The following is a 21,782-nucleotide window of genomic DNA, read 5'->3' as shown; positions in this document are numbered from 1 at the left end:
AGCGACGAGCAGCCGACCGCGAAGCAGACCTCGGTGACGCTGAGGTCGCCACGACGCAGCAGCGCCATCGCGCGCTCGATGCGCCGCGTCATCAGGTACGAGTACGGCGACTCGCCGTAGGCCAGCCGGAACTGGCGGCTGAGGTGCCCGGCGGACATGTTCACACCGCGGGCGAGCGCCTCGACGTTCAGTGGCTGCGCGTACTCCCGGTCGATCCGGTCGCGGACGCGGCGCAGTCGCGCGAGGTCGTTCAGGCGTTGCGCCGCGGCGCGTGCGCGCCCCCACGAGGGGTGACACATGGGAGAACTCCTTTTCGTCGATGTCCGTGAGCAGCTGGGGCGCATGCCGGGGTAGGCGGCGAGGTGCTCGATGACCGGCTTGCCGGGGTCGACGAGCCGGTCGAGCAACTGCTCGACGGCGGCGGGATGGAGGCCGGTGGTCGCGACGCCGGCCGTCATGGCCGAATCGACGACCGGACGGCTCAGCGAAGCTCCTGGATGCGGACCAGGTTGCCCGCGGGATCGCGGAAGGCGCAGTCGCGGACGCCGTACGGCTGCTCGATCAGCTCCTGGACGACCTCGGCGTCGCCGGCCTGCAGCTTCTCGAAAGTGCCGTCGAGATCGGGGGTGGCCAGCAGGATCCAGCCGTAGGTGCCCTTGGCCATCATCTCGGCGATGGTGCGGCGCTCGTCGTCGGTGATCCCGGGGTCGGCGGCCGGCGGCGCCAGGAGGATGGACGTGCCGGGCTGGCCGACGGGGCCGACCGTGATCCAGCGCATCTTGCCCTGTCCGACGTCGCTGCGGACCTCGAAGCCGAGGGCGTCGCGGTAGAAGGCCAGGGACGCGTCCGGGTCGTCATGCGGGAGGAAGCTCGTGTGAATGGTGATGTCCATGACAATCAGGCTAGCTGCGGCTTTGTGACCCGCGCTTCTCGATTCCTGATCGATCCGGCCACCTGTCTCACCCGTCGCGCGCACTGCCTGGCGCGTCGCCCAGGATCTCCTCAACCGTCCCCAGGTGATCACAAACCGGGACGGCGCCTCCTGCTCAGCCACCAGCCGCCGGTTCGGCTCCGCGTTCTGCTCCCGGGCCGTAGCCTCCCGACCGGACGGCTCCTCCCACAGCGATGCCCGGGTAGCCGGGCGGGCGGGTTTGAAGGGGAAGGCGCCAGCGGGCCCAGATGGTTTTGCCCGGATGGTTGGGGAGGGGGGTGACGCCGGTGTCGTGGGCGAGGGCTCGGACGATGGTCAGGCCACGGCCGTGGATGGCTTCGACGCCGAGGGCGAGGTGCCGGGGCCGTCCGGGGCCCCGGTCGGTGACCTGGATCTGGAGCTCGTCCGCGCCGGCCCACAGGGAGAGCCTGACCACGGGCTCGCCGTGGATGATCGCGTTGGCGAGCAGCTCGCCGACCACCAGGACGGCGTCGTCGACGAGGTGGTGGAGCGCCCAGGCGGCGAGGGTCTCGCGCACCATGGTGCGGGTCTTGCCGATGATCGGCAGGTCATGTGGCAGGTCCCAGCAGATGATGCGCGGGCCGTCTGGAGTCCGCGAGTGGTCCAGGGCCGTTGGGGTGTCCGGGGTCTCGAGCATGGGCCCTCCTTGGGGTGGCGGTGTGCTGTGTTCGGCCTCGCGCATCAGGTCGCGTAGTTCGTCGGCGGTGTCGGCCTGGACGATCAGGGGTTCGGGGGCGGGCCAGATGGCGACGGCGTGGAAGCGCCGGGTACCGGGGCCGTACCAGACGGTCCAGGCGGGCTCGATCTGGTCGAGCTGCTCGGCGCAGGCTCGCTCGGCCAGGTCCCAGGGCTGGGAGTCGACCTGCGCGGTGGCCGTTCCTCGCCGGTGCCGCCCGCTCTGCCGGGCCTGGGGGTCGCGTCCGTTCATGCCGTCGCTCCCTGCCGGTACGGGGTGTGCTTACCGGAGGGGGTACGGGTGCCCAGTGGCCTTCCACGCCGGTACGGCACGGCGGCCGTGGTCACGGCCTGCTCCGGTCGCCGGTGCCGGCCGGGGGATGGTGTGTGCCCGGAGGGGAACATCGGAACCTGCTCGGTGGAGAGCAACGGAGGGTGTTCGGGGGAGGTTGCCGGAACCTCCTTGGCAGGGGGCATCGGGGGGTGTTCGGGGAAGGCCGTGGCCTGGCCGGGGGAAGTGATCGGGGGTGGCGGGGTGAGGGGGCGGTGGGTGGGGTGGGCCGCCGGGTGGCCGGAGAGGCTGAGGCGGCGGCGGGTGGTCATTCGGGCGTGTATCTGGGCGGGGGTGGGCTGCTCCCAGTGATGGTGCGCGCGGTGCGGGAGGCTGGCGGCCTCGTGTGCGTATGGGGGATGGCCGCACCAGCGGCAGCCGAGGGGCATCGGCGGCCGGTTCGCGTGCCAACGTACCCGGATCGGCCTGGGGTTTCCTCTAGGGTTGTGCATCAGATCGGACCTCCTACGTCCGGTCGAGGGGCTTGTCGTGGCGTGCCGTGCCGTGGCAGGCCCCGCTCTGTTTGTGGGTTGGGGGCGATGCGCCGGGGTGTGTCCGCCTTGCGGGAGGTGACGGCGAGGGAGGTGACGTCCGCCCCCTCCGGAGGACTTACTCAGCGGTGACAGGTGTGTATCCGGCAAAGGCGTGAAGCGCGGCCGAGAGTGCGTTTTCCACTGAATCGACGAGCATTTCCACTCCCCTTATCCGGACATATGCGGTGATTTTTTCGACGGCTTTGGATGGTTGCTCTTTATGTGTGTGGGAGGGATACTCTGGCGGCGTTTCCGCTCTCCTGGACTACTTCACAGAGTGCCTTTAGATGACTACTTTGGGTATCGAAAAGCCCAGCACATTGCCGCACATCTTGTATTGAAGCTGTGCTCTTGTGCTGACGGAGTAGCCTTCCCTGTCGGACGGAGCTGAAATGTCCGTAAACCCCAACCCTGGCCCGTTCGTGAGGCCGTTGACTGTTTTCGGTGCCGAGCTACGCAGGCGCCGAAAGATGGCTGGCCTGTCGCAGGATCAGCTAGCGGAAATCACCCAATTCAGTCAAAGTCTGATCGGCTTCATCGAAAGGGGTGAGCGCACCCCAAGCCGCAATTTCGCTCAGCGCTGCGACGACGCCCTGGAAGCGAAGGGGGAACTTGTCCATCTATGGGAACAGGTCACTCGGGGGGCGAGCCCCAAGTGGTTCCGGGATTGGCTGGACGTCGAACCAGCAGCGCACACGCTGCACACCTGGGAGCCACTTGTCATACCCGGTCTTCTCCAAATCGAGGAATACGCGCGGGCGGTTATCCGTGGAGAGCCCGGCATAGCCGACGAGCAGACAGAAAAGGCTGTCATGGCTCGGATAGCGCGACAGGAGATTTTCGCTCGCCCCAACCCGCCGATGTTTCGTGTGGTGCTGGACGAAGGTGTTCTGTGCCGCCCTATCGGCGGAAAGGAAGTCATGCGTCGTCAACTCGAACGCCTCGTGGAGGCGATAGAGTCCCCGCGTATCTGCCTCCAGATCATTCCCATGGAGTTGGGGGTAACGACAGGGATCCTTGGCGGATTCGTGATCGCTCAGGTTGCAGGAAGTGCAGACACCGTGTACATCCAGTCGGCGACTCACGGGTACGTGACAAATCGCCCGAAAGATGTTGAAGCTATATACAGCAGATACGACGCCCTGCGAGCTGAGGCGCAGCCTCAGCATCTATCCATCGCGTTGATCAGAGAGGCAGCGAAGCTGTGGACTTGAGCGATGAATTGAAGAGTGCGGCCTGGCGTAAGGCCACCAAGAGCGGATCCGACCAGGGCAACTGCCTAGAGGTTGCGCCGTTGTCGGGTGGTCGGGTGGGCCTGCGGGACACCGAGGCCCCCGAGCAGGCGCCGTTCGTGGTGAGCGCGAGTGTCTGGGACGCCTTCGTAGACGGCGCCAAGAAGGGCGAGTTCGACTTCTGACTCCATGCCCGGAAACAAGGAAGCCCTCGACCAAGTGGCCGAGGGCTTCTGTCGTCGTACGGGCTATGCCACGGTGTATTCGACGTCGCCGAAGTCGGCCACCACGCGCAGCCGCCCGCCGAGAGCCTCGACGTAGGAGCGCAGGGTCGCCACCTCGACGCGGTCGACCTCCCCGTGTTCGATGGCCGAGACCCTTGGTCCGGAGACCCCCATGGTGGTGGCCACGTCGCGCTGGGTCAGATCCTGCTCACGCCTGATCTCCGCGAGCTTGTGCGCCCTGACCTCCGCGGCGAGCTGCTCCATCGCGGCGGACTTCTCGGCATCCGATTGCACGGGCAGTCCCGCAGCCTGGCGCCGCTCCCGCGCCCGCTGCTTCACCTCGTCCCAGTTGACCGCGCTCATTCGTACTCCCTGCCAGCCGGCTCCGCCATGTGCTCGGCGTACCGCTTCTCCGCCATCGGTACGTTCGTGTCATACCAATGCTCCCAGTTGCCGGCCCGCCCAGCTGGGCGTGAGCGGCGCTCAGCAGGGTCTGGAAAGCCTCCTCGCCCTCTCGGGTGCCGGATCAAGCCCTTCCTGCTTGAGGATCTCCCAGACCGTCGACGCAGCCACCTTGATGCCGAGCGTGGTGAGCTCGCCATGCACTCGCCGATATCCCCACGATGGATTCTCGCGAACCAGTCGCAGGATGAGGACACGAATGGACCGCACCGTGGGCGGGCGACCTCGCCTGTTCGGCCTGCAGGTACGGGCATGACGCCGCTTCATCAGATCGCGATGCCAGCGCAGAACGGTATCCGGGCGGACGAGGAGTCGCAGTCGGCGCAGGACTTCACGAGGCAGTGGTGCCAGGAGCGCGGCGAGAAAGGCCCGGTCCTCAGCAGCGAATCTCACCCGGACGTCGGCGCCGAGCTGCCGTTGAAGAACGTTGATTTGGTGGCGCAGGGCGAGAATCTCGATGTTCTTGTCCCGATCGCCCATGGGCAGCAACCGCAGCGCGGCGAAGGTGTTCGTGACGGCGAGATAGGCCAGGCGAAGCGGCACAGACGATCATCATGCCGCACGGATTGTCTTTCCTGGTGACCGAAGATTGCCCAGGTCAGAGAAGAATGCCTGCAAGGCCAGTGACCGGACCGGATGATATTTTCGGCAGGCACAGATTCGCAGAAACGGTCGGCTCTGCGAGACCGGAGCTTTGTGCCCTCCCAGCGCGAATCGTAGAAGATGCCGGCGTCGACATCGACCTCGGCCGGGTCGCTATGCAGAACCTCATGTTCATAGTCGGCCAGAAGGTCCCGAAGTTTCATGCCGCTGTCTCCTCCCAGCCGGTCAGCTTGCCGGTTCGAAGCATCGCGTGGCCGCGGCCATGCCCGTACGAGAGCCGGTTGTCGCCACCAAGTGGGACGGTGGCCTGCATCCGTCGTGCCTGAGAGACCGCCGCTTTGCGGCTTGCCGTACCCCCGGTCAGCGTCCCCCGGCCGCTGCGGGGCGGCCGTGACTGATGCTCGCCCAGGCGACGATCAGCGAGGCGAGGTAGCCCACGATGCCGATCAGGCCCACCCAGGAGAACACGTTCAAGGCGGTGCCGTAGACCTTCTCTCCGCCGGTCAGCGCGAGCAGGGGAACCCATCCTCCGCTGCTGTCGCCGAAGTCGGGCAGCACCAGCCCGACTAGCAGGAGGAAGAACGCGGTCAGCCCCCAGCCCCAGGAGGCGAGCGGGGAGAGCGCAGCCTGCCTGGCGGCGACGAAAGCGGTGACGAGGTGCGTGAAGAGGATCACCGGGCCGATCACGGTGAAGATGAAGATCACCACTAGCCAGCCCCCGCTGGCCACCCTCAGGATGAGGAATAACGCGATAGCGGCCGTCTGCAGCACAGCATTGAACTTTCCGCTCATATACACCCCTTGAGATGAGAAGCCCCGATTCTTTGGGAGCCTACTGGGAACACCCTTAGGTACCATTCCGGCTGATTGCTGAGAAGCTCATCCGTGCACCCGGGCCGCTTACCCCGGCCCGGGCGCGTCAGCGGCCTGCGGCGGCCAGCGCCAAAGGCGATTACTGAGAGAGAGAAAGCTGGAGGTTACCGCGAGTCGAGCGTGAGACCTGTCGCGGCGATGAACCCGTTGAGCAGGTCGGAACGGTACTGCATGGGCTTGAGCCGGCTTCTGATCAGGGTGGCGAGCTGGTCGATTGGGGGCGGCGGCGATGGCAACGAAGGAACCGCCGTGCTGGCTCACCCCTGGTACCTGCCTAGCTCGGCGACTCGATGAAGATGTACCAGGCCATGATCGCTGTCCACACGATGGGGAGGGCGAGGGAGATGAAGAGTGTGCGGCCGGCCTCCGCCTCCGCCTCGCCCTCGATCCACGCTGTCGTGGGGTGCTTCGGTAGGAAGCGCACCTTTACCGCCGAGCCGGGCTTCTTGCGTTCGCGCATCTCGTGGGCCGAGCGGGTCTCGACCTTTTCGCCGGCCGAGTTCGTGAACTCCAACACGGCATAGGTGTATGCCCGCCCCTTGGAGGTTGTCCGGGTGTACAGGGAGAGCACCGACCCGCGTGTTCCCCGCGATGCCGCTATGGCCCGCCGCGTTCTCCGCGAGCCCTTGACCCCCCAGTACAGGATCAGAATCGGTGCGGTCTCAAGGAGCAGAAAGATCCACCACATACGGCCGACGATAGGGACGGCTGCTTGTGGCCGGCTTGGAGCTCAATGATCTCGTATCGAGCAGCGGATTCGTAGGGCGCGAGGTGGCCCGGTCGAGCCACCCGCTCAGTCGTTTTCGCGGGCGAACCACTCGACGGTCCGGCGCAGCCCCTCCTCAAGACCGACGGTGGGCCGCCAGCCGAGGATCTCGGAGGCGGGGGCCGGGTCGGCGATCCTGGCACTGTCCAGTGGTCTGTCGGTGAGCGCGCCGTAGCGGGGGCCGATCCGGCCGCCGACGATCCGGGAGAGCAGGTCCACCGTGTCGCGGATCGAGGTGCCCTTCCCCGTGCCGATGTCGAAGGCCCGGCCCGCCGCGTCCGGGGTCTCGCCCGCCGCGAGGAAGGCGTCGACCACGTCGTCCACGTACACCCAGTCGAGCTCGCGCGTCCCGCTGCCCAGCTCGGGCTCCTGGCCGCGCAGCAGGGACAGCGCCGCGTAGGGGACCAGCTTGCGGGTGTCCTGGGGTCCCGGCCCGTAGACCATGCCGATCCGCAGGTTGCTGACCTGTACGCCCCACAGGTGGTGGAACATCCGCGCGTAGCCGTCCGCGGCCCACTTGGAGACCGCATAGGGCGAGGACGGCGCCCTGTCGCCCTCCTCGGGCCGTAGCTCCTCCAGCGAGCCCGCCAGCACCACCCGGGTCCCCGGGGCCCCGGCGACCGCCGTGAGCAGGTTGACCACGCCGGTGAGGTTGCTGTGCAGCATCGGCAGCACGAGCCGGGGGTCCCTGGCCCCGGCGACCTCGCTGGCCAGGTGGAACACGACCTCCGGGCGGACGGAGGTGACGAGCTTCTCCACCGCGCCCTCGTCGGCGACATCGGCGACGTGCCAGGTCTCGCCGTCCGTGCTCTCCCTGACCCGGCGGCCGACCGCGTGCACCCGTGCGCCGAGCGCGCCCAGGCGTCGCACCAGGTGGGCCCCGATGAAGCCGCCCGCCCCCGTCACCAGCACCCGTCTCCCACGCCAGTGATCCTCTGCTCCGTGCACGGGGGCATGTGCCGGTACCGGGCTTCGCATGTGAGCTCTCCCTGTTCGAGCGAGGTTCTCGGGGAAGGACCGGATAATTCATACCTCGCGACATCGGATATCGGCAGGCATTGCCGAGAATCCGGGGAAAAGCGATAAGGCCCGCTCCGAGGAGCGGGCCTTATCGTGTGCTGTCAGCCGATACGCCAGGTGTCTCCGCCGAGCAGCAGGTCGTTCAGGTCACCGGGACCCCGCTCGTCGACGGCCTCCTGGAGTTGCTCGGTCATGAGCTCGTCGTAGGAGGGACGGGCGACGCTGCGGAAGACGCCGATCGGGACGTGCTCGAAGGCGGGCTCGTCCAGCCGGGAGAGCGCGAAGGCCAGCGAGGGGTCGGCGCGGTGGGCGTCGTGCACGAGGATCTCGTCCTCGCTCACCGACGACCTCGGGACGACCTCGATACCGCCGTCGGCCGCCCGGCGCACCGCCTTGGAAGCCGAGGCGATGGGCCGGCCGTGCTCCAGGCGGAGCGTGATGTCGTCCCGCTGCTCCGGGTCCTTCAACTGCTCGAAGGCGTTGTCGTTGAAGATGTTGCAGTTCTGGTAGATCTCGACCAGGGAGGTGCCCCGGTGCTCGGCGGCCTCGCGCAGCACCGACTGCAGGTGCTTGCGGTCGGAGTCGATGGTCCTGGCCACGAAGGAGGCCTCGGCGCCGATGGCCAGCGAGATCGGGTTGAACGGCTTGTCCAGCGAGCCCATCGGGGTGGACTTCGTGATCTTGCCGACCTCGGAGGTCGGGGAGTACTGCCCCTTGGTGAGACCGTAGATCCTGTTGTTGAACAGCAGGATGTTCAGGTTGACGTTGCGGCGCAGCGCGTGGATGAGGTGGTTGCCGCCGATGGACAGCGAGTCGCCGTCACCGGTGATCACCCAGACCGACAGGTCGGGACGCGAGGCGGCCAGGCCGGTCGCGATCGCCGGGGCGCGGCCGTGGATCGAGTGGAACCCGTAGGTGTCCATGTAGTACGGGAACCGCGAGGAGCAGCCGATGCCCGAGACGAACACCATGTTCTCGCGCTTGAGGCCGAGTTCGGGCACGAACGACTGGACCGCGGCCAGGATGGCGTAGTCACCGCATCCGGGGCACCAGCGGACCTCCTGGTCGGTCTTGAAGTCCTTCATTCCGAGCTTGACCTCGGACTTCGGGACCAGCGAAAGCCCCCCGCCGGTTCCGGGGACGGACAATTCGGTACCACTACTCACTGTCGATCACGTCCTGGATCACGCCGGCAAGTTCTTCGGCCTTGAACGGAAGTCCACGCACTCGGTTGTAGCTGATGATGTCGACCAGGAAGCGGGCACGGAGCAGCAGCGCGAGCTGGCCGAGGTTGATCTCCGGCAGGAGCACCTTGTCGTACGCGCGCAGGACCTCGCCGGTGTTGGCGGGCAGCGGGTTGACGTGCCGCAGGTGGGCCTGGGCGACCTTGCCGCCGGCCTTCCTGATGCGCCGCGCGGCCGCCGCGATCGGTCCGTAGGTGGACCCCCAGCCGAGCACCAGCACGCGGGCGTCGCCGTCGGGATCGTCCACCTCAAGCGCCGGGATGTCGTGGGCGATCCCGTCGATCTTGGCCTGGCGGATCCTGACCATCCGGTCGTGGTTGTCGGGATCGTAGGAGATGTTCCCGGTGCCCTCGGCCTTCTCGATGCCGCCGATCCGGTGCTCCAGGCCGGCGGTGCCGGGAATCGCCCAGGGGCGGGCGAGGGTCTCGGGGTCGCGCTTGAACGGCAGGAAGGTCACGCCGTCCTCGGCGTTCGGCCCGGAGGCGAACTCGGTGGAGATGTCGGGCAGATCGGCGGCGTCGGGCACCTTCCACGGCTCGGAGCCGTTGGCGAGGTAGCCGTCGGAGAGCAGCATGACCGGGGTGCGGTACTTCACCGCGATCCTGGCCGCCTCCACCGCCGCGTCGAAGCAGTCGGAGGGGGTCGAGGGGGCGATGATCGGCAGCGGCGACTCGCCGTTGCGGCCGTACATGGCCATCAGGAGGTCGGTCTGCTCGGTCTTGGTGGGCATGCCGGTGCTGGGACCCGCACGCTGCACGTCGACCACGATGAGCGGCAGCTCGGTGGTCACCGCGAGGCCGACGGTCTCGGCCTTCAGCGCGACACCGGGCCCGGAGGTCGTCGTGATGCCCAGGGCGCCGCCGAAGGAGGCGCCGAGCGCCGCGCCGACGCCCGCGATCTCGTCCTCGGCCTGGAAGGTGCGGATGCCGAACCGCTTGTGCTTGGAGAGCTCGTGCAGGATGTCGCTGGCCGGGGTGATCGGGTAGGACCCGAGGAAGAGCGGCAGCCTCGACTGCACCGAGGCGGCGATCAGGCCGTAGGCGAGCGCCTGGTTGCCGGAGATGTTGCGGTACACGCCAGGGGCCAGCTTGGCCGGCTTGACCTCGTAGGAGACCGAGAAGGACTCGGTGGTCTCGCCGTAGTTCCAGCCCGCCTGGAAGGCGGCGATGTTGGCCTTGGCGATGTCGGGCTTCTTGGCGAACTTGGTCTCCAGGAACTGGATCGTCGCCTCGGTGGGCCGGTGGTAGAGCCAGCTCAGCAGCCCGAGGGCGAACATGTTCTTGGACCGCTCGGCGTCCTTCTTGGACAGCGCGAAGCCTTCGAGGGCCTTGACGGTCAGCGAGGTCAGCGGCACCGAGTGGACCCGCCACGCGGCGAGCGAGTCGTCCTCCAGCGGGCTGACGGCGTAGCCCACCTTCTGCAGGTTGCGCTTGGTGAACTCGTCGGTGTTGGCGATGATGTCGGCGCCGCGCGGCAGGTCCGAGAGGTTCGCCTTCAGCGCGGCGGGGTTCATCGCGACCAGGACGTTGGGCGCGTCACCCGGGGTGAGGATGTCGTGGTCGGCGAAGTGGAGCTGGAAACTCGACACGCCCGGCAGGGTGCCTGCGGGGGCGCGGATCTCAGCGGGGAAGTTGGGGAGTGTCGACAGGTCGTTGCCGAACTCAGCCGTCCCGGCGGTGAAGCGGTCGCCGGTCAGCTGCATGCCGTCGCCGGAGTCCCCGGCAAAACGGATGATCACGCGTTCGAGTTGCTGAACCTGCTTGGTCACAGCTCAGTCCTCCTCGACGCGACAGGGCGCCGTTGCTCGTGGCACATTCTTTTTTCCATGCTAGATCCTCGGGGGTCACGCGTAGGCTTTTCGCGTTCCACTCGGCGGAGAAGGGCGACCCGTGTCGCGCATCCTCTGCGGCCGCTGAGTCGAAACCTGGGGCGCGGATGTCGCGTTTTGCGGCCGGATCACGGCCTACGTGGAGGTCACGATCGCGGACGGCCGTCCCGACACAGCCCCGCCGCGAGCCGGCACAGGTCGACGTGCAGGCGGGCGAAGAGGACAGTTGAGGTCACGCTGCCCAACTATATGTCCCGTCGCGGCCGCGTTCTCATCGCCTCAGGCTATGGCCCCATAGCTCCAGGTTATGACATCGGCTACCGGTCCGGCGCCGTCGAAACGCCCCCGGAGTCGTAGGTCCGGCCGGGCACCATCTCGCGCGAGCCGTACAGCTCGGGGACGGTGACAAAGGTATAGCCCGCCTCGGATAGCCGGCGCAGGATTTCCGGGGCCGCGTCGACCGTCGCGGGGTGGGAGTCGTGCAGGAGGACGATCGCCCCGGGCTCGGCCCGGGCGACGGTCCGGTCGGCGATCGCCCGGGGGTCGGGGTCCCAGCGATCCTCGGGGTCCACGTTCCAGCGCACCACGGCCATGTTCAGGCGGCCCGCGACGGTGGCCACCTGAATGTCGCTGTCGCCGTACGGCGGGCGCATCAGGGTGGGGACCTGGCCGATGATCTGGGCGACCGCGTGCTGCGCGCGGGTGAGCTGGTCGGCGATCTTGGTGGGGGGCAGCATGGTGAGATCGCGGTGGGACCAGGTGTGGTTGGCCACCAGGTGTCCCTCGTCGCGCATCCGCCTGAGCAGGTCGGGCCGGGCGGAGGCGTTGGAACCGAGGGTGAAGAAGGTCGCCCTCGCCCCGTGGGCGCGGAGGACGTCGAGCAGCCGCGCGGTCTCGGGGCCCGGCCCGTCGTCGTAGGTCAGCGCCACGCACCTGAGCTTCGCGCAGTCCACGCTGCCCGCCATGAAGCTGCGCGCCGGAGGCTTGTCGGTGCTCGCGGCCTTGATCTCCTCCCGCGACGTGGGGGCCGGAGTCTTCTTCGCCTGCACGGCCGCGCGCTGTGCCCGCAGCCCGATCTCCGACAGCAGCGGCGCCGCGGTCGCGGACGGTACGGCGACCGCCACCCGGCCGGCGACCCCCAGCCCCACCTGCTCGTCGTCGAACTCCACGACGAGGTCGCCACGTGGGTTGAAACCGAGGGAGTCGAACATCTCCCGGTCCGGCCTGAGCGCGTTCGGGGTCACCAGCGGTCCCCGCAACCTCAGCTCGCTCCTGACGATCCCGGCCAGCGTGACCAGCGCGGGACGGTCGGTGAGCAGGTCGGCGGAGTCGAGGGCGCGCCCCTTCACCCGGTCGTACCAGACGGTGGTGCGCGCCTCGCTCCAGCCCGACTCCATGGAGTGACCGATGCGCAGCCGTACCCCCAGGACCTCGGGGGATGCGGCGGCGAGCTGCCAGTCCACGTTGAACTCGGGCTTGGGCAGGGCGTTGGCGGGGGCGCCGTGCCGGGTGAACCCGTCGAGCTCTTCGCGCACGGTCCCGTGGAGCTTCTCGGTGAGGCGGGGGGCGCCGGGGACGGCCGGATAGACGGCGTGCACGTGCCGTTTCCCCGTCTCTCCGGAGAACAGGGTCCGTGTGCTCAGGCCCTGGACCACGGAGGGGTCCACAAAATTGATCAATGTGGGCTCCGAGGGCATGGGGGCCTTCGCGGAAGAGGGGGTGATGGCTGCGCCGCAACCGGCGATCGTCACGGCCATCCAGGCGATTCCTCCGACGAATCGCAGGTTGGGCATGAAGTCACCTTAGGTGCGGTAACAGTGCATTTACCCTGATTTGAGGTTAAGTGCACGGAGGCTTTAGCGGTCTTGGGTACATGGGCTTCGCCGCATGACGGGAAGGGCGGATACTGCTATAGGTAGGGCGTACGGCAGATCGAGCGAGGCCGTGCGGCAGGCCCCGAAGAGGAGAGGCCATGAGCGGATATTTCGGCTCTTATGTGGTGGTCCTCGCGCTGTTCGCGATCGGCCTGCTCATCGTCGCCGGGGCGCTGCTCGTCAACCGGGCGCTCCGTCCCAACCGCCCCACCGCCGAGAAGCTGCTCACCTACGAGTGCGGCGTCGACCCGGTCGGCGACGGCTGGGCCCAGTCCCAGGTCCGCTACTACGTGTTCACCTACCTGTATGTGATCTTCGCGGTTGACGCGGTCTTCCTCTTCCCCTGGGCGACGATCTTCGCCGAGCCGGGCTTCGGGACGACCACCCTGGCCGAGATGTTCGTCTTCCTCGGCTTCATCGCGCTCGGCATCCTGTACGCCTGGCGCAAGCGCGTGCTCACCTGGACCTGAACCGGGCGAGCGCGAGTACCGACCCTGAAGGAGAATGCGTGCCATGGCAGATCTCCCGATGCCCACGGTGGGCCCGGCCGCACGGCTCGCCCCCAAACCCATGCGCTTCATCCTCAACTGGGGGCGTCGCTACTCGCTGTGGGCGTTCAACTTCGGCCTGGCCTGCTGCGCCATCGAGTTCATCGCGACCTCGATGAGCAGGCACGACTTCATCAGGTTCGGGGTCATCCCGTTCGCCAACGGTCCCCGGCAGGCGGATCTGATGATCGTCTCGGGCACGGTGACCGACAAGATGGCCCCCGCGGTCAAGCGGCTCTACGAGCAGATGCCCGAGCCCAAGTACGTGATCTCCTTCGGCGCCTGCTCCAACTCCGGCGGTCCTTACTGGGACTCCTACTGCGTGACCAAGGGCGTCGACCAGATCATCCCGGTGGACGTCTACGTCCCCGGCTGCCCTCCCCGCCCCGAGGCGCTGCTCCACGGCATCATGATGCTCCAGGAGAAGATCGCCGCCGAGAACCTGGGTGACCGCTATGCCTGACCTGCACCCCTTCACCCACGGCGAGGGCGCCCGGGTGTCGGAGTCCTTCGGCTACCGGACCGTCGACGTGGACGCCGACGACTGGATCGCCCTGCTGGAATCCGCCAGATCCCAGGGGTACGAGTTCTTCGACTGGCTGACCGCGGTGGACGAGCCGCCGGAGGCCTTCGCGGTCGTCGCACACCTGTTCGCCCCGGCCTCGCACGCCCACCTGCTGCTGCGCACCAGGGTGGCGCGCGAGGACCCCCGGCTGCCCAGCGCGGTCGGCGTCTTCCGCGGAGCCGACTGGCACGAGCGCGAGACCTTCGAGATGTTCGGCGTCGTCTTCGAGGGCCACCCGAACCTCGTCCCGCTGCTGCTCCCCGAGGGCTTCGAGGGGTTCCCGCTGCGCAAGGACTTCGTACTGGCCGCCAGGGTCGCCAAGGCGTGGCCGGGAGCCAAGGAACCCGGCGAGTCCGACCACGGCTCGCCGAGCCGCCGCAAGACGCTCCCGCCGGGGGTGCCCACCGACTGGGGGCGCGAGCGTGGCGGCTGAGACATTCCGGCGACCCGGCAGGCTTCTCCCCCCGAAGGACCGGAGGTAGGCATGATCGCCGAGGTGCTCGACGTCGCGGTCCGGCTGGTCGTGATCGTCGCGGTCTTCCTGGTGCTGCCGCTGGTCGCCGGGCAGATGGAGCACAAGGTCATGGCGCACATGCAGGCGCGCCTCGGCCCCATGTACGCCGGAGGCTTCCACGGCTGGGCACAGCTGATCGCCGACGGGGTCAAGTTCATGCAGAAGGAGCAGGTGATCCCGGCCGCCGCCGACCGCAGGGTCTTCACCCTGGCCCCCGGCGTGGCGCTGGTCCCCTATCTCCTGGTGATGGTCGTCATCCCGGTCGGGCCGGGGCTGGTCGGGGTCGACCTGGACGCCGGGCTGTTCTTCGTCCTCGCCGTGATGGGGGTCGGCGTGCTCGGCTCGATCATGGCCGGTTGGTCGTCGGGCAACAAGTACTCGGTCCTGGGCGGAGTGCGCTCGGCGGCCCAGCTCATGTCGTACGAGCTGCCGCTGGTCCTCGCGGCCTCCAGCGTCGCGATGGCGGCGGGTACGCTCTCCCTGCCGGGCATCGTGGCGGCCTGGCAGTGGTGGTGGCTGCCCTGGCAGGCGATCGGCGGCGTGGTCTTCTTCGTCGCGGGACTCGCCGAGCTCCGGCGCCCGCCGTTCGACATGCCGATCGCCGACTCCGAGCTCATCATGGGCCCGATGACCGAGTACACGGGCATCAGGTTCGCCCTGTTCATGCTGGCCGAGTACGCGGGGATCATCGTGGTCTCCGCGCTGACCAGCGTGCTGTTCCTGGGCGGCTGGCACGGCCCCCTCCTGCCGGGGCCGGTGTGGATGCTCATCAAGGTCTTCCTGCTGGTCTTCGTGGTCATCTGGCTGAGGGTGAGCTATCCCAGGCTCCGCGAGGACCAGCTGCAGAGGCTCGCCTGGGTCGGCCTGGTGCCGCTGGCGCTGGTCCAGCTCGCGCTGACGGGAGTCGTCAGGGTCATCGCCGGGTAACCTCGCACCGCGCGCCCGCACCGGTTTCCCGCTCGGCCCACCGTACGGATGATCTGACGTTCGAAGCGCTCACCCTGGGCAGGGAGCAGTGCACCCTGCGACATCACTTGCCAAGGACGGAACGGATGACCCTCGCGCTTGCCGTGGAAAACGACGAACTGGTCGTCGATGTGCCAGAACACTCACCGGTGCGGTTGCCGCTCGCCGGTGCGGGCCGGGCGAGCAGATTGCTGATCTTCGGCTACCCCGGCAGGGGCAGGACGAGGTACGGCCTGGCGGTGCTCGACGAGTCCGGCCTGGTCATGCTGGAGGCTCCGGGGTCCCGGTCGAGGAGAGCGGTGGAGGCGTTCGCCGCGGGCAACGGGCTGGAGTTCGAGTTCCGGGCGTTCGACACCCCGCAGCAGGCCAGGGTCGCGCTGGCCCGCAGGTCGCCGAGGTGGCGCGCGGTGACCTGGCGCAGGGCGCCCGCGCCCCTGCCGCGCCTGCGCGTGCCCGGTGCGAGAAGCCTCAGGCCGCCGCTGAGCTCGCCGAAGGTGTGGTGGCGCGAGCAGTTGCTGTACGTGCTCATGTGGGCGGTGCTCGCCTATGGGGCGGCCTTCGTGGCGCTGGTGCTCCTCAACCTGACCAATACCCGCGCCGACGTCACCAGGGGAGACGTCACTCAGGGAGACGTCACCTGGGGAATGGGGCCGCTCGGGGTCGCCGCCCTGGTGCTGGCCGGGCTGACGGTCGTCGGGGCCGTCGTCGTGATCGGGGTCGGCCGCCGCAGGTCCCGCGACCAGACCGTCCAGGGGCGCGTGCTCAGGCGCGGGGGCCAGCCGCACTGCCGACTGGTGGTCGTCCACGGCCGTCTGCTGCTGGAGACCGCGCGCAGAACCCGCGAGCTGGACGCCTCCGAGCTGCTGCTCTACTCGGCGGAGTCCGGCGTGACCGGCCTGCTGGTGGGCGGGGGGCTGTTCCACCTGCCGGGACGTTGGAACGCGGGGGACGTCGAGCGCTTCGCCGCGGGCAACGGCCTTGAGTTCCAGGCTCGCTCGCTGACCCACCAGGAATACCTGGACCTGACGGCGGAGGCGAAGGACGCGGTCCCCTGACCTGCCGGCCGGGCATGTCTACTGCACGATCCGCAGCATGATGTCGGAGGCCGTGGGCCGGTTGCGGGGCTGCTTGTCCAGGCAGGCCGCGGCCAGCGGGCGCAGTGACTGGGGCAGGGCCGTCAGGTCCGGCTGGTGGTTGATCACCCGGTTCAGGATCGCGGGGATGGTGTCCTCACCGAAGGCCACCCGGCCGGAAGCGGCGAAGATCATGGTCGAGGCCCAGCTGAACACGTCGGTCTCCGGGCCGATCGTCTCGCCCGCGAGCTGCTCGGGCGACATGTAGGCGGGGGTGCCCATGATGCTGCCCGATGTCGCGGTGACCTGGTCGAGGGCCCGGGCGATGCCGAAGTCGATCACGCGGGGTCCGTCGGCGCCGATCAGCACGTTGGCCGGTTTGAAATCCCGGTGCACCACGCCGGCCCGGTGGATCGCGGCCAGCGCGCCCGCCGTGGCCAGGGCCAGCCGGGTCAGCCCGTCCTCGTCGCGCGGACCCTTGTCGCGGACCAGCTGCTCCAGGGAGACGCCCTCCACGTACTCGCTGACGACGTACGCCTGGTCCTCGTTGATGTTCACGTCCAGCACCCGGGCCGTGGAGAAGGTCGCCACCCTGCGCGTCGCCTCCACCTCCCGCAGGAATCGCTCCCTGACCACCTGATTGCCGTTGAAGTGCTCGTGCAGCACCTTGATCGCGACCTTCTGCCCCTGCGGGGTGAGCGCGAGGTGGACCGTCCCCTGACCGCCCTTCCCCAGGTTGCCGATCAGGCGGTAGGGCCCCAGCCAGCCCTGGGGGGCCGGGGTGTTCTGCGGGCTTTGGGGGTTCTGGCCCTGTACGGCGTGGGTGGGCGGGCCCTGGGGGAATTGGCCCTGCGTGAAGTGGCTCTGCACGTACTGGGGCGGCCGGTCGTCACGCTGATGGTGCTGTGCCTGCTGGTATCCGCCGTGCTGCGCGGGCCCCGGGTGCCGCTGCGCCGGCCGTTGCGCGGGCGGGTGCTGGACCGAGACCACCGTGGGGCCGGTCTGGTGGGGCACCGGCTGGGGCGGGCGCCCGTACTCCGGGGCCGGCCGCGGGTGGAACTCCTGGAACGGCCGCGGCCGGAACACCTCTCCCCTGAGGATCAGCGCGTGGCCCAGCCCGCCGAGCCAGCTGCCGAACAGGCCGATCAGCCCGATGGCGTCCAGCCAGACCGGGATGAGATCAGAGCTCCCGTAGATCCCGGCGGCGATCACGAAGGTGCCGATGCCGAGGCCGTAGAGGGCGGCGGCGAGGGCCAGCAACGGGCTCCGCAGCCGGCGCGCGGCGTGGCCGATGACGAACGGCGTCCCGACGCCGCAGGTCAACAGGGGCACCAGCGCCCACACCACGCTCCACGCGGTGTTGGATCGTGCCGGTGGTTGCGGCTGCCAGGCTGGTCCGTACTGGTGGGACATGTGCCGAACAATACGATTTTTTCAGGATGTCCGCAGTCTCTTCGGCGTTGGCTCGGCGGTTGGAGGGCGATTATCGAACACACAGTCTGTGGATAACTTCTGTGGATAACCCGGGTGATCTCTGTGTTGTGACGGTCTGGAGGGCCCACCGCATTCCCGAGCGCCCCACTGTGCGTCATGATGTTGAGTTGTGGCACGGATACCAGGAGTGGGGTTGGTGAAGGGACTCTCCGTCACCCTTCGCCACATGCTGAGCAGATCGGTGACTCAGCAGTACCCCGAAGTCCGGCCGGATCTGCCCCCGAGGAGCAGGGGGGTGATCGCGCTGGTCGAGGAGAACTGCACGGTGTGCATGCTCTGCGCTCGTGAGTGCCCCGACTGGTGCATCTACATCGACTCCCACAAGGAGACCCTCCCCGCCCCGGAGGGGGGCCGTCCCCGCGCCCGCAACATGCTCGACCGGTTCGCGATCGACTTCTCCCTCTGCATGTACTGCGGGATCTGCATCGAGGTCTGCCCGTTCGACGCGCTGTTCTGGTCTCCGGAGTTCGAGTACGCCGAGGGCGACATCCGCAACCTCCTCCATGAGAAGGACAAGCTGGCCGCCTGGGCCCAGACCGTCCCGCCGCCCCCGGCCCACGAGCCGGGCGCCGAGCCGCCGAAGGAACTGGCGGCCACCTCCCGCCCGGTCCGCCCCCGTCCCACGCCGGCTCCCCAGGCTGCCGCGACTCCCGCGCCCGAGGCCCCGGGAGTTCCCGAGGAGCCACCCGCGCGACGTGTTCCGCCACCCGGCAGACCGTCCAGGACAGGTCCCTCGGCGGGACACGCGAGCGTCCGGGCCATCCGGCCGCCGGGTGCCCTCCCCAAGAAGGACACTCCGTCCACAGGCGAGTCGTCCACCGAGAAGTTATCCACAGGCAAGGGTGACGTTCCTCCGAAGGCGGCCCCGCCGGAGCAGACTTCTTCCACGGATCCGAGTGGAGAGCCCGAGGAGGAGACATGACCGAGGCGCCGTCCTATCTGTCGCCGACCGGGCAGGAGATCGTCTTCCTCCTGCTGGGCGCGGTGGCCGTCGGGTCGGCGCTGCTTACCGTGACCACCAGACAACTCGTCCACGCCGCCCTGTGGCTGGTGGTCTGCTTCGGCGCGCTGGCCGGGTGCTACCTGGTCCTCACCGCCGAGTTCGTCGCCTGGGTCCAGGTGCTGATCTACGTCGGCGCGATCGTCGTCCTGCTGCTGTTCGGCATCATGCTCACCCGCGCTCCGATCGGCAGGAGCGCCGACCTCGACAGTTCGAACCGGCCGACCGCCGTGATCGTGGCGATCGCCACCGCGGCCGTGCTGGTCACCGTCGTCGTCGACGGCTTCCGGATGGCCTACGTCCCGCTTGAGCCCGGCGGCGGTTCGGCCGGGGAACTCGGCGCGAGCATCTTCCGCAACTGGGTGCTCCCGTTCGAAGTGCTCTCGGTCCTGCTGCTGGCGGCACTGATCGGCGCCATCGTCCTGTCTCGCACCGACATTCGCGGGAGGGACTGAAGGTGCACGTCGTCTACCCCCTGGTCGTCTCGGCACTGCTCTTCTCCATCGGCGTGTACGGCGTGCTCGCCCGGCGCAACACGATCCTCGTGCTGATGTCCGTCGAGATCATGCTCAACGCCGTCAACCTCAACCTGGTCGTCTTCGACGTCTGGTTGCGCGACCGGCTGCACAGCGGGCAGGTGCTCACCCTGTTCGTCATCGTGATCGCCGCCGCCGAGGTCGGTCTCGGTCTCGCGATCGTTCTCGCGCTCTACCGCAACCGCCGGACCATCGACCTCGACCGCCTCCGCTCCCTGTCCGAGCCCACCGACCCCGAGCCCACCGACCCTGGGGCCACGAACCCCGGGCCGGTCGACCCCGGACCCGATGGCATCCAGCCCACCGATCCCGGATCCACCGACCCCGCCGGAGAGGCACTCCCCGGCGAGGCCGGTGCCCACTCCCCACCTCGGACCCAGAGCCCGGAGCAGGCCCCGGCCGAGACCCGGAGCCTGCCTCAGGGCCGCACCCGGACCGCGACCCGCACGCGGCAGTCCCGGTTTCCCGCCGGATCCGAGACGGACACCAGGCCGGGTGACGCGTCATGATCACTGTCGCCTCGCTCGTGATCCTGCTGCCCTTCCTCGCCGCGGCCACCGGGCTTCTCGGCTCCCGCTTCCCCCGGGGGCTTCGCGGCGCGACGTCCCGCACCCCCGGCACAGACCTCAACGCCGGCGCCAACCGCCGGGCCGCCTGGATCGCCGTGCTGCCCACCGCGATCTCCACCGCCCTGGCGATCTGGCTGGCCTACGCCACCTGGGCGGCCACCGGCCAGGGCGGAATCGAGCCGCGGGTCCCGATCGGGAGCGGGGGCCAGGCCGCGGCCGACGGCGTCACCGCGACGTTCACCGTCATCGAGACGGGATCGGTGCCGATCTCGGTCGGGCTGCTCGTCGACGGCCTCGCCGCGTCGATCGCGGTGCTGGTCACCGTGGTCGCGCTGGCCGTGCAGGTCTACTCCATCGGCTACCTGCGCGGTGACCGGCGCTACCCGTCCTACAGCTCCTTCATCAGCCTGTTCACCAGCGCCATGCTGCTGGTCGTCTACGCGGCGGACCTCCTGGTCCTCTACGTGGGCTGGGAGATCATGGGCCTGTGCTCGTACCTGCTGGTCGGGCACTGGTGGGAGGAGCGGGCCAACTCGCGAGCGGCGATCAAGGCGTTCCTCGTCACCCGGATCGGCGACGTCGGCTTCCTGTTCGGCATCTTCGTCCTCGGGACGGCGGCCGGCAGCTTCAGGATCGCCGACGTCATCGCCGGGGTCCCCGAGATGTCGTCCGGCACCCTCATCGCCGCCACCATGCTGCTGCTGGCCGGGGTCGCGGGCAAGAGCGCCCAGGTTCCGCTGCACGTCTGGCTCCCCGACGCGATGGCAGGACCGACACCGATCAGCGCCCTCATCCACGCGGCCACCATGGTCGCCGCCGGGATCTTCGTCGTCGCCCGGCTCTACCCCGCCTTCCTCGGCGCCCGGCCCACCCTGGACGTGCTCGCGGTCCTGGCCGCCCTCGGCATGCTCGGCGCGGCCCTCGCCGCCCTGGCCCAGGACGATCTCAAGCGTGTCCTCGCCTACTCCACGATCAGCCAGCTCGCCTACATGGCGGGTGCCCTGGCCGCAGGCTCACGGGACGCCGCGATCTTCCACCTGATCACCCACGGGGCTTTCAAGGCACTGCTCTTCCTCTGCGCCGGAGCGGTGATCCACGCGGTCGGCTCCAACCTGATGAGCACGATGGGAGGTCTCCGCAGGGGGCTTCCGGTCACCTTCGCCGCGATGACGATCGGCTTCGCCGCCCTGATGGGCCTGCCTCCGGCCAGTGGCTTCTTCAGCAAGGACGAGATGCTGACGGGCATCGAGCACTCCCTGTCCGCGGGCCCGCTGACCGATGCCGCGGCCCTCCTGCTCTACGGCTGCGCCCTCGCCACGATCGCGGTGACCGGCGCCTACGCCACCCGCGCGTGGCTGCGCACCTTCTTCGGGCAGCGTGCCTCGCGGCCCGAGCCCGTGGCGGGCGAGGCCCACGCCGCCGTACCTGCCGTACATGAGGTGCCGGCCAGCATGCGCTGGCCCATCGTCGTGCTGGCCGTTCCGGCCCTGCTCCTCGGCTTCGCCCGCATCGGCGACGTCCACTGGGGCACCGCCGCCCTCAGCCTCACGGTGGCACTGCTGGGCGCGGGGGCGGTCTACGCGGTGTGGCGCTCCGCGCCCCAGACCGACCCGGCCCGCGTGCTCGGCCCCTTCCGCGTCCCCTGCGAGCGGGCCTTCTACGTCGACTCCGTCTACACCGGGCTCCTCGTCCGGCCCGTGCTGCTCCTCGCGCGCCTCGTCGTCCGCACGGACAACCGCGTGGTGGACGGCACGGTACGCGGCTCGGGCCGGACGACCCTGAGACTGGCGGGGCTGGTCCGCCTGGTGCAGAACGGCAACGCCCAGCTCTACGTCACCGGCCTGCTGGCGGGCGTCCTCCTGATCGCGGCCGGGGCGGTGATCTTCGGGTGAGCTCTCTG

At 68.9% G+C, this 21,782-nt stretch carries 24 protein-coding genes and 1 pseudogene; 11 read left to right on the top strand and 14 right to left on the bottom strand.

All coding sequences use genetic code 11. From position 1 onward, the window contains the following. From ABZU75_RS23960 to ABZU75_RS23945, 4 genes are all read right to left on the bottom strand, one after another. Positions 1-299 (bottom strand): helix-turn-helix transcriptional regulator (locus tag ABZU75_RS23960; RefSeq protein WP_355558135.1); only part of this gene is annotated, 299 nt, incomplete at its 3' end. Between the two features lie 182 nt (positions 300-481). Beyond that, positions 482-892 (bottom strand): VOC family protein, encoded by a 411-nt coding sequence (locus ABZU75_RS23955; protein WP_355558133.1) that lies wholly within the window; start codon positions 890-892, stop codon positions 482-484. Positions 893-1,046: 154 nt separating this feature from the next. Continuing rightward, positions 1,047-1,880, bottom strand: coding sequence for an ATP-binding protein (locus ABZU75_RS23950; RefSeq protein WP_355558131.1), 834 nt, complete (start codon positions 1,878-1,880; stop codon positions 1,047-1,049). Continuing rightward, positions 1,877-2,230, bottom strand: coding sequence for a hypothetical protein (locus ABZU75_RS23945; protein WP_355558129.1), 354 nt, complete (start codon positions 2,228-2,230; stop codon positions 1,877-1,879). The genes ABZU75_RS23950 and ABZU75_RS23945 overlap by 4 nt, the downstream gene beginning before the upstream one ends. A 653-nt stretch (positions 2,231-2,883) precedes the next feature. Here ABZU75_RS23945 and ABZU75_RS23940 point away from each other — a divergent pair. Both ABZU75_RS23940 and ABZU75_RS23935 read left to right on the top strand, forming a co-directional pair. After that, positions 2,884-3,705 (top strand): helix-turn-helix transcriptional regulator, encoded by an 822-nt coding sequence (locus ABZU75_RS23940; protein ID WP_355558126.1) that lies wholly within the window; start codon positions 2,884-2,886, stop codon positions 3,703-3,705. Continuing rightward, positions 3,696-3,908 (top strand): DUF397 domain-containing protein, encoded by a 213-nt coding sequence (locus ABZU75_RS23935; RefSeq protein WP_355558123.1) that lies wholly within the window; start codon positions 3,696-3,698, stop codon positions 3,906-3,908. The genes ABZU75_RS23940 and ABZU75_RS23935 overlap by 10 nt, the downstream gene beginning before the upstream one ends. A 63-nt stretch (positions 3,909-3,971) precedes the next feature. Here the strand turns inward: ABZU75_RS23935 and ABZU75_RS23930 are convergent, their stop codons facing one another. The 9 genes from ABZU75_RS23930 to ABZU75_RS23890 all read right to left on the bottom strand — a co-directional run bounded on the left by ABZU75_RS23930 (position 3,972) and on the right by ABZU75_RS23890 (position 12,536). Beyond that, positions 3,972-4,310: an XRE family transcriptional regulator gene (locus ABZU75_RS23930; protein ID WP_329089275.1), complete on the bottom strand. Its 339-nt coding sequence runs from the start codon at positions 4,308-4,310 to the stop codon at positions 3,972-3,974. A 120-nt stretch (positions 4,311-4,430) separates the two neighbouring features. Continuing rightward, positions 4,431-4,952, bottom strand: a complete 522-nt coding sequence (locus ABZU75_RS23925; protein WP_355558120.1) for a hypothetical protein — start codon at positions 4,950-4,952, stop codon at positions 4,431-4,433. A 420-nt stretch (positions 4,953-5,372) separates the two neighbouring features. After that, a complete protein-coding gene (locus ABZU75_RS23920; protein WP_355558117.1) occupies positions 5,373-5,804 on the bottom strand; it encodes a hypothetical protein in 432 nt (143 codons plus the stop codon). Positions 5,805-5,989: 185 nt separating this feature from the next. Next, on the bottom strand, positions 5,990-6,121 hold the full coding sequence (locus ABZU75_RS23915) for a hypothetical protein (protein WP_355558114.1): 132 nt from the start codon (positions 6,119-6,121) through the stop codon (positions 5,990-5,992). A gap of 38 nt (positions 6,122-6,159) precedes the next feature. Beyond that, entirely contained in the window at positions 6,160-6,573 is a 414-nt protein-coding gene (locus ABZU75_RS23910) for a DUF3592 domain-containing protein (RefSeq protein ID WP_355558111.1), read from the bottom strand. Positions 6,574-6,678: 105 nt separating this feature from the next. After that, positions 6,679-7,629 carry an SDR family NAD(P)-dependent oxidoreductase gene (locus ABZU75_RS23905; protein ID WP_355558108.1) on the bottom strand — a complete coding sequence of 317 codons (951 nt, stop codon included), beginning with the start codon at positions 7,627-7,629 and terminating at the stop codon, positions 6,679-6,681. A 143-nt stretch (positions 7,630-7,772) separates the two neighbouring features. Then, complete coding sequence (locus ABZU75_RS23900) at positions 7,773-8,819, bottom strand: 2-oxoacid:ferredoxin oxidoreductase subunit beta (RefSeq protein WP_355558105.1); 1,047 nt, start codon at positions 8,817-8,819, stop codon at positions 7,773-7,775. Between the two features lie 10 nt (positions 8,820-8,829). Further along, positions 8,830-10,683: a 2-oxoacid:acceptor oxidoreductase subunit alpha gene (locus ABZU75_RS23895; RefSeq protein WP_355558102.1), complete on the bottom strand. Its 1,854-nt coding sequence runs from the start codon at positions 10,681-10,683 to the stop codon at positions 8,830-8,832. A gap of 377 nt (positions 10,684-11,060) precedes the next feature. Continuing rightward, a complete protein-coding gene (locus tag ABZU75_RS23890) occupies positions 11,061-12,536 on the bottom strand; it encodes a polysaccharide deacetylase family protein (protein ID WP_355558099.1) in 1,476 nt (491 codons plus the stop codon). Between the two features lie 179 nt (positions 12,537-12,715). Between ABZU75_RS23890 and ndhC the strand changes: the two genes are divergently transcribed. From ndhC to ABZU75_RS23865, 5 genes are all read left to right on the top strand, one after another. Further along, positions 12,716-13,087: an NADH-quinone oxidoreductase subunit A gene (gene ndhC, locus ABZU75_RS23885; RefSeq protein ID WP_350918219.1), complete on the top strand. Its 372-nt coding sequence runs from the start codon at positions 12,716-12,718 to the stop codon at positions 13,085-13,087. Positions 13,088-13,187: 100 nt separating this feature from the next. Continuing rightward, positions 13,188-13,628 (top strand): NADH-quinone oxidoreductase subunit B family protein, encoded by a 441-nt coding sequence (locus ABZU75_RS23880; protein WP_350918679.1) that lies wholly within the window; start codon positions 13,188-13,190, stop codon positions 13,626-13,628. Further along, positions 13,621-14,163, top strand: coding sequence for an NADH-quinone oxidoreductase subunit C (locus ABZU75_RS23875; protein ID WP_350918216.1), 543 nt, complete (start codon positions 13,621-13,623; stop codon positions 14,161-14,163). Before ABZU75_RS23880 ends, ABZU75_RS23875 begins: the two co-directional genes overlap by 8 nt. 51 nt (positions 14,164-14,214) lie before the next feature. After that, entirely contained in the window at positions 14,215-15,171 is a 957-nt protein-coding gene (gene nuoH, locus ABZU75_RS23870) for an NADH-quinone oxidoreductase subunit NuoH (RefSeq protein WP_355558094.1), read from the top strand. Positions 15,172-15,296: 125 nt separating this feature from the next. Further along, positions 15,297-16,265 (top strand): hypothetical protein, encoded by a 969-nt coding sequence (locus tag ABZU75_RS23865; protein ID WP_355558092.1) that lies wholly within the window; start codon positions 15,297-15,299, stop codon positions 16,263-16,265. An 18-nt stretch (positions 16,266-16,283) separates the two neighbouring features. Here the strand turns inward: ABZU75_RS23865 and ABZU75_RS23860 are convergent, their stop codons facing one another. Then, positions 16,284-17,696 (bottom strand): protein kinase, encoded by a 1,413-nt coding sequence (locus tag ABZU75_RS23860; RefSeq protein WP_355558089.1) that lies wholly within the window; start codon positions 17,694-17,696, stop codon positions 16,284-16,286. Between the two features lie 247 nt (positions 17,697-17,943). On the opposite strand from ABZU75_RS23860, the gene ABZU75_RS23855 reads away from it, so the two are divergent. The 4 genes and pseudogenes from ABZU75_RS23855 to ABZU75_RS23840 all read left to right on the top strand — a co-directional run bounded on the left by ABZU75_RS23855 (position 17,944) and on the right by ABZU75_RS23840 (position 21,774). Further along, on the top strand, positions 17,944-18,699 hold the full coding sequence (locus tag ABZU75_RS23855) for a 4Fe-4S binding protein (protein WP_355558086.1): 756 nt from the start codon (positions 17,944-17,946) through the stop codon (positions 18,697-18,699). Further along, positions 18,696-19,232, top strand: a complete 537-nt coding sequence (locus tag ABZU75_RS23850; RefSeq protein ID WP_355558083.1) for an NADH-quinone oxidoreductase subunit J — start codon at positions 18,696-18,698, stop codon at positions 19,230-19,232. Before ABZU75_RS23855 ends, ABZU75_RS23850 begins: the two co-directional genes overlap by 4 nt. Positions 19,233-19,234: 2 nt before the next feature. Next, positions 19,235-19,519 (top strand): annotated as a pseudogene (gene nuoK, locus ABZU75_RS23845) (NADH-quinone oxidoreductase subunit NuoK); the annotation flags it as partial. 299 nt (positions 19,520-19,818) lie between these two features. Further along, a complete protein-coding gene (locus ABZU75_RS23840; protein WP_355558080.1) occupies positions 19,819-21,774 on the top strand; it encodes an NADH-quinone oxidoreductase subunit L in 1,956 nt (651 codons plus the stop codon). Positions 21,775-21,782: the final 8 nt, after the last annotated feature.

The sequence above is a fragment of the Streptosporangium sp. NPDC005286 genome (assembly GCF_040607515.1).
In the GTDB taxonomy this organism is placed as follows: Bacteria; Actinomycetota; Actinomycetes; order Streptosporangiales; family Streptosporangiaceae; genus Streptosporangium.
Note: the sequence above shows the minus strand (reverse complement) of the source record. Positions and strands in the feature narration are given on the sequence as shown.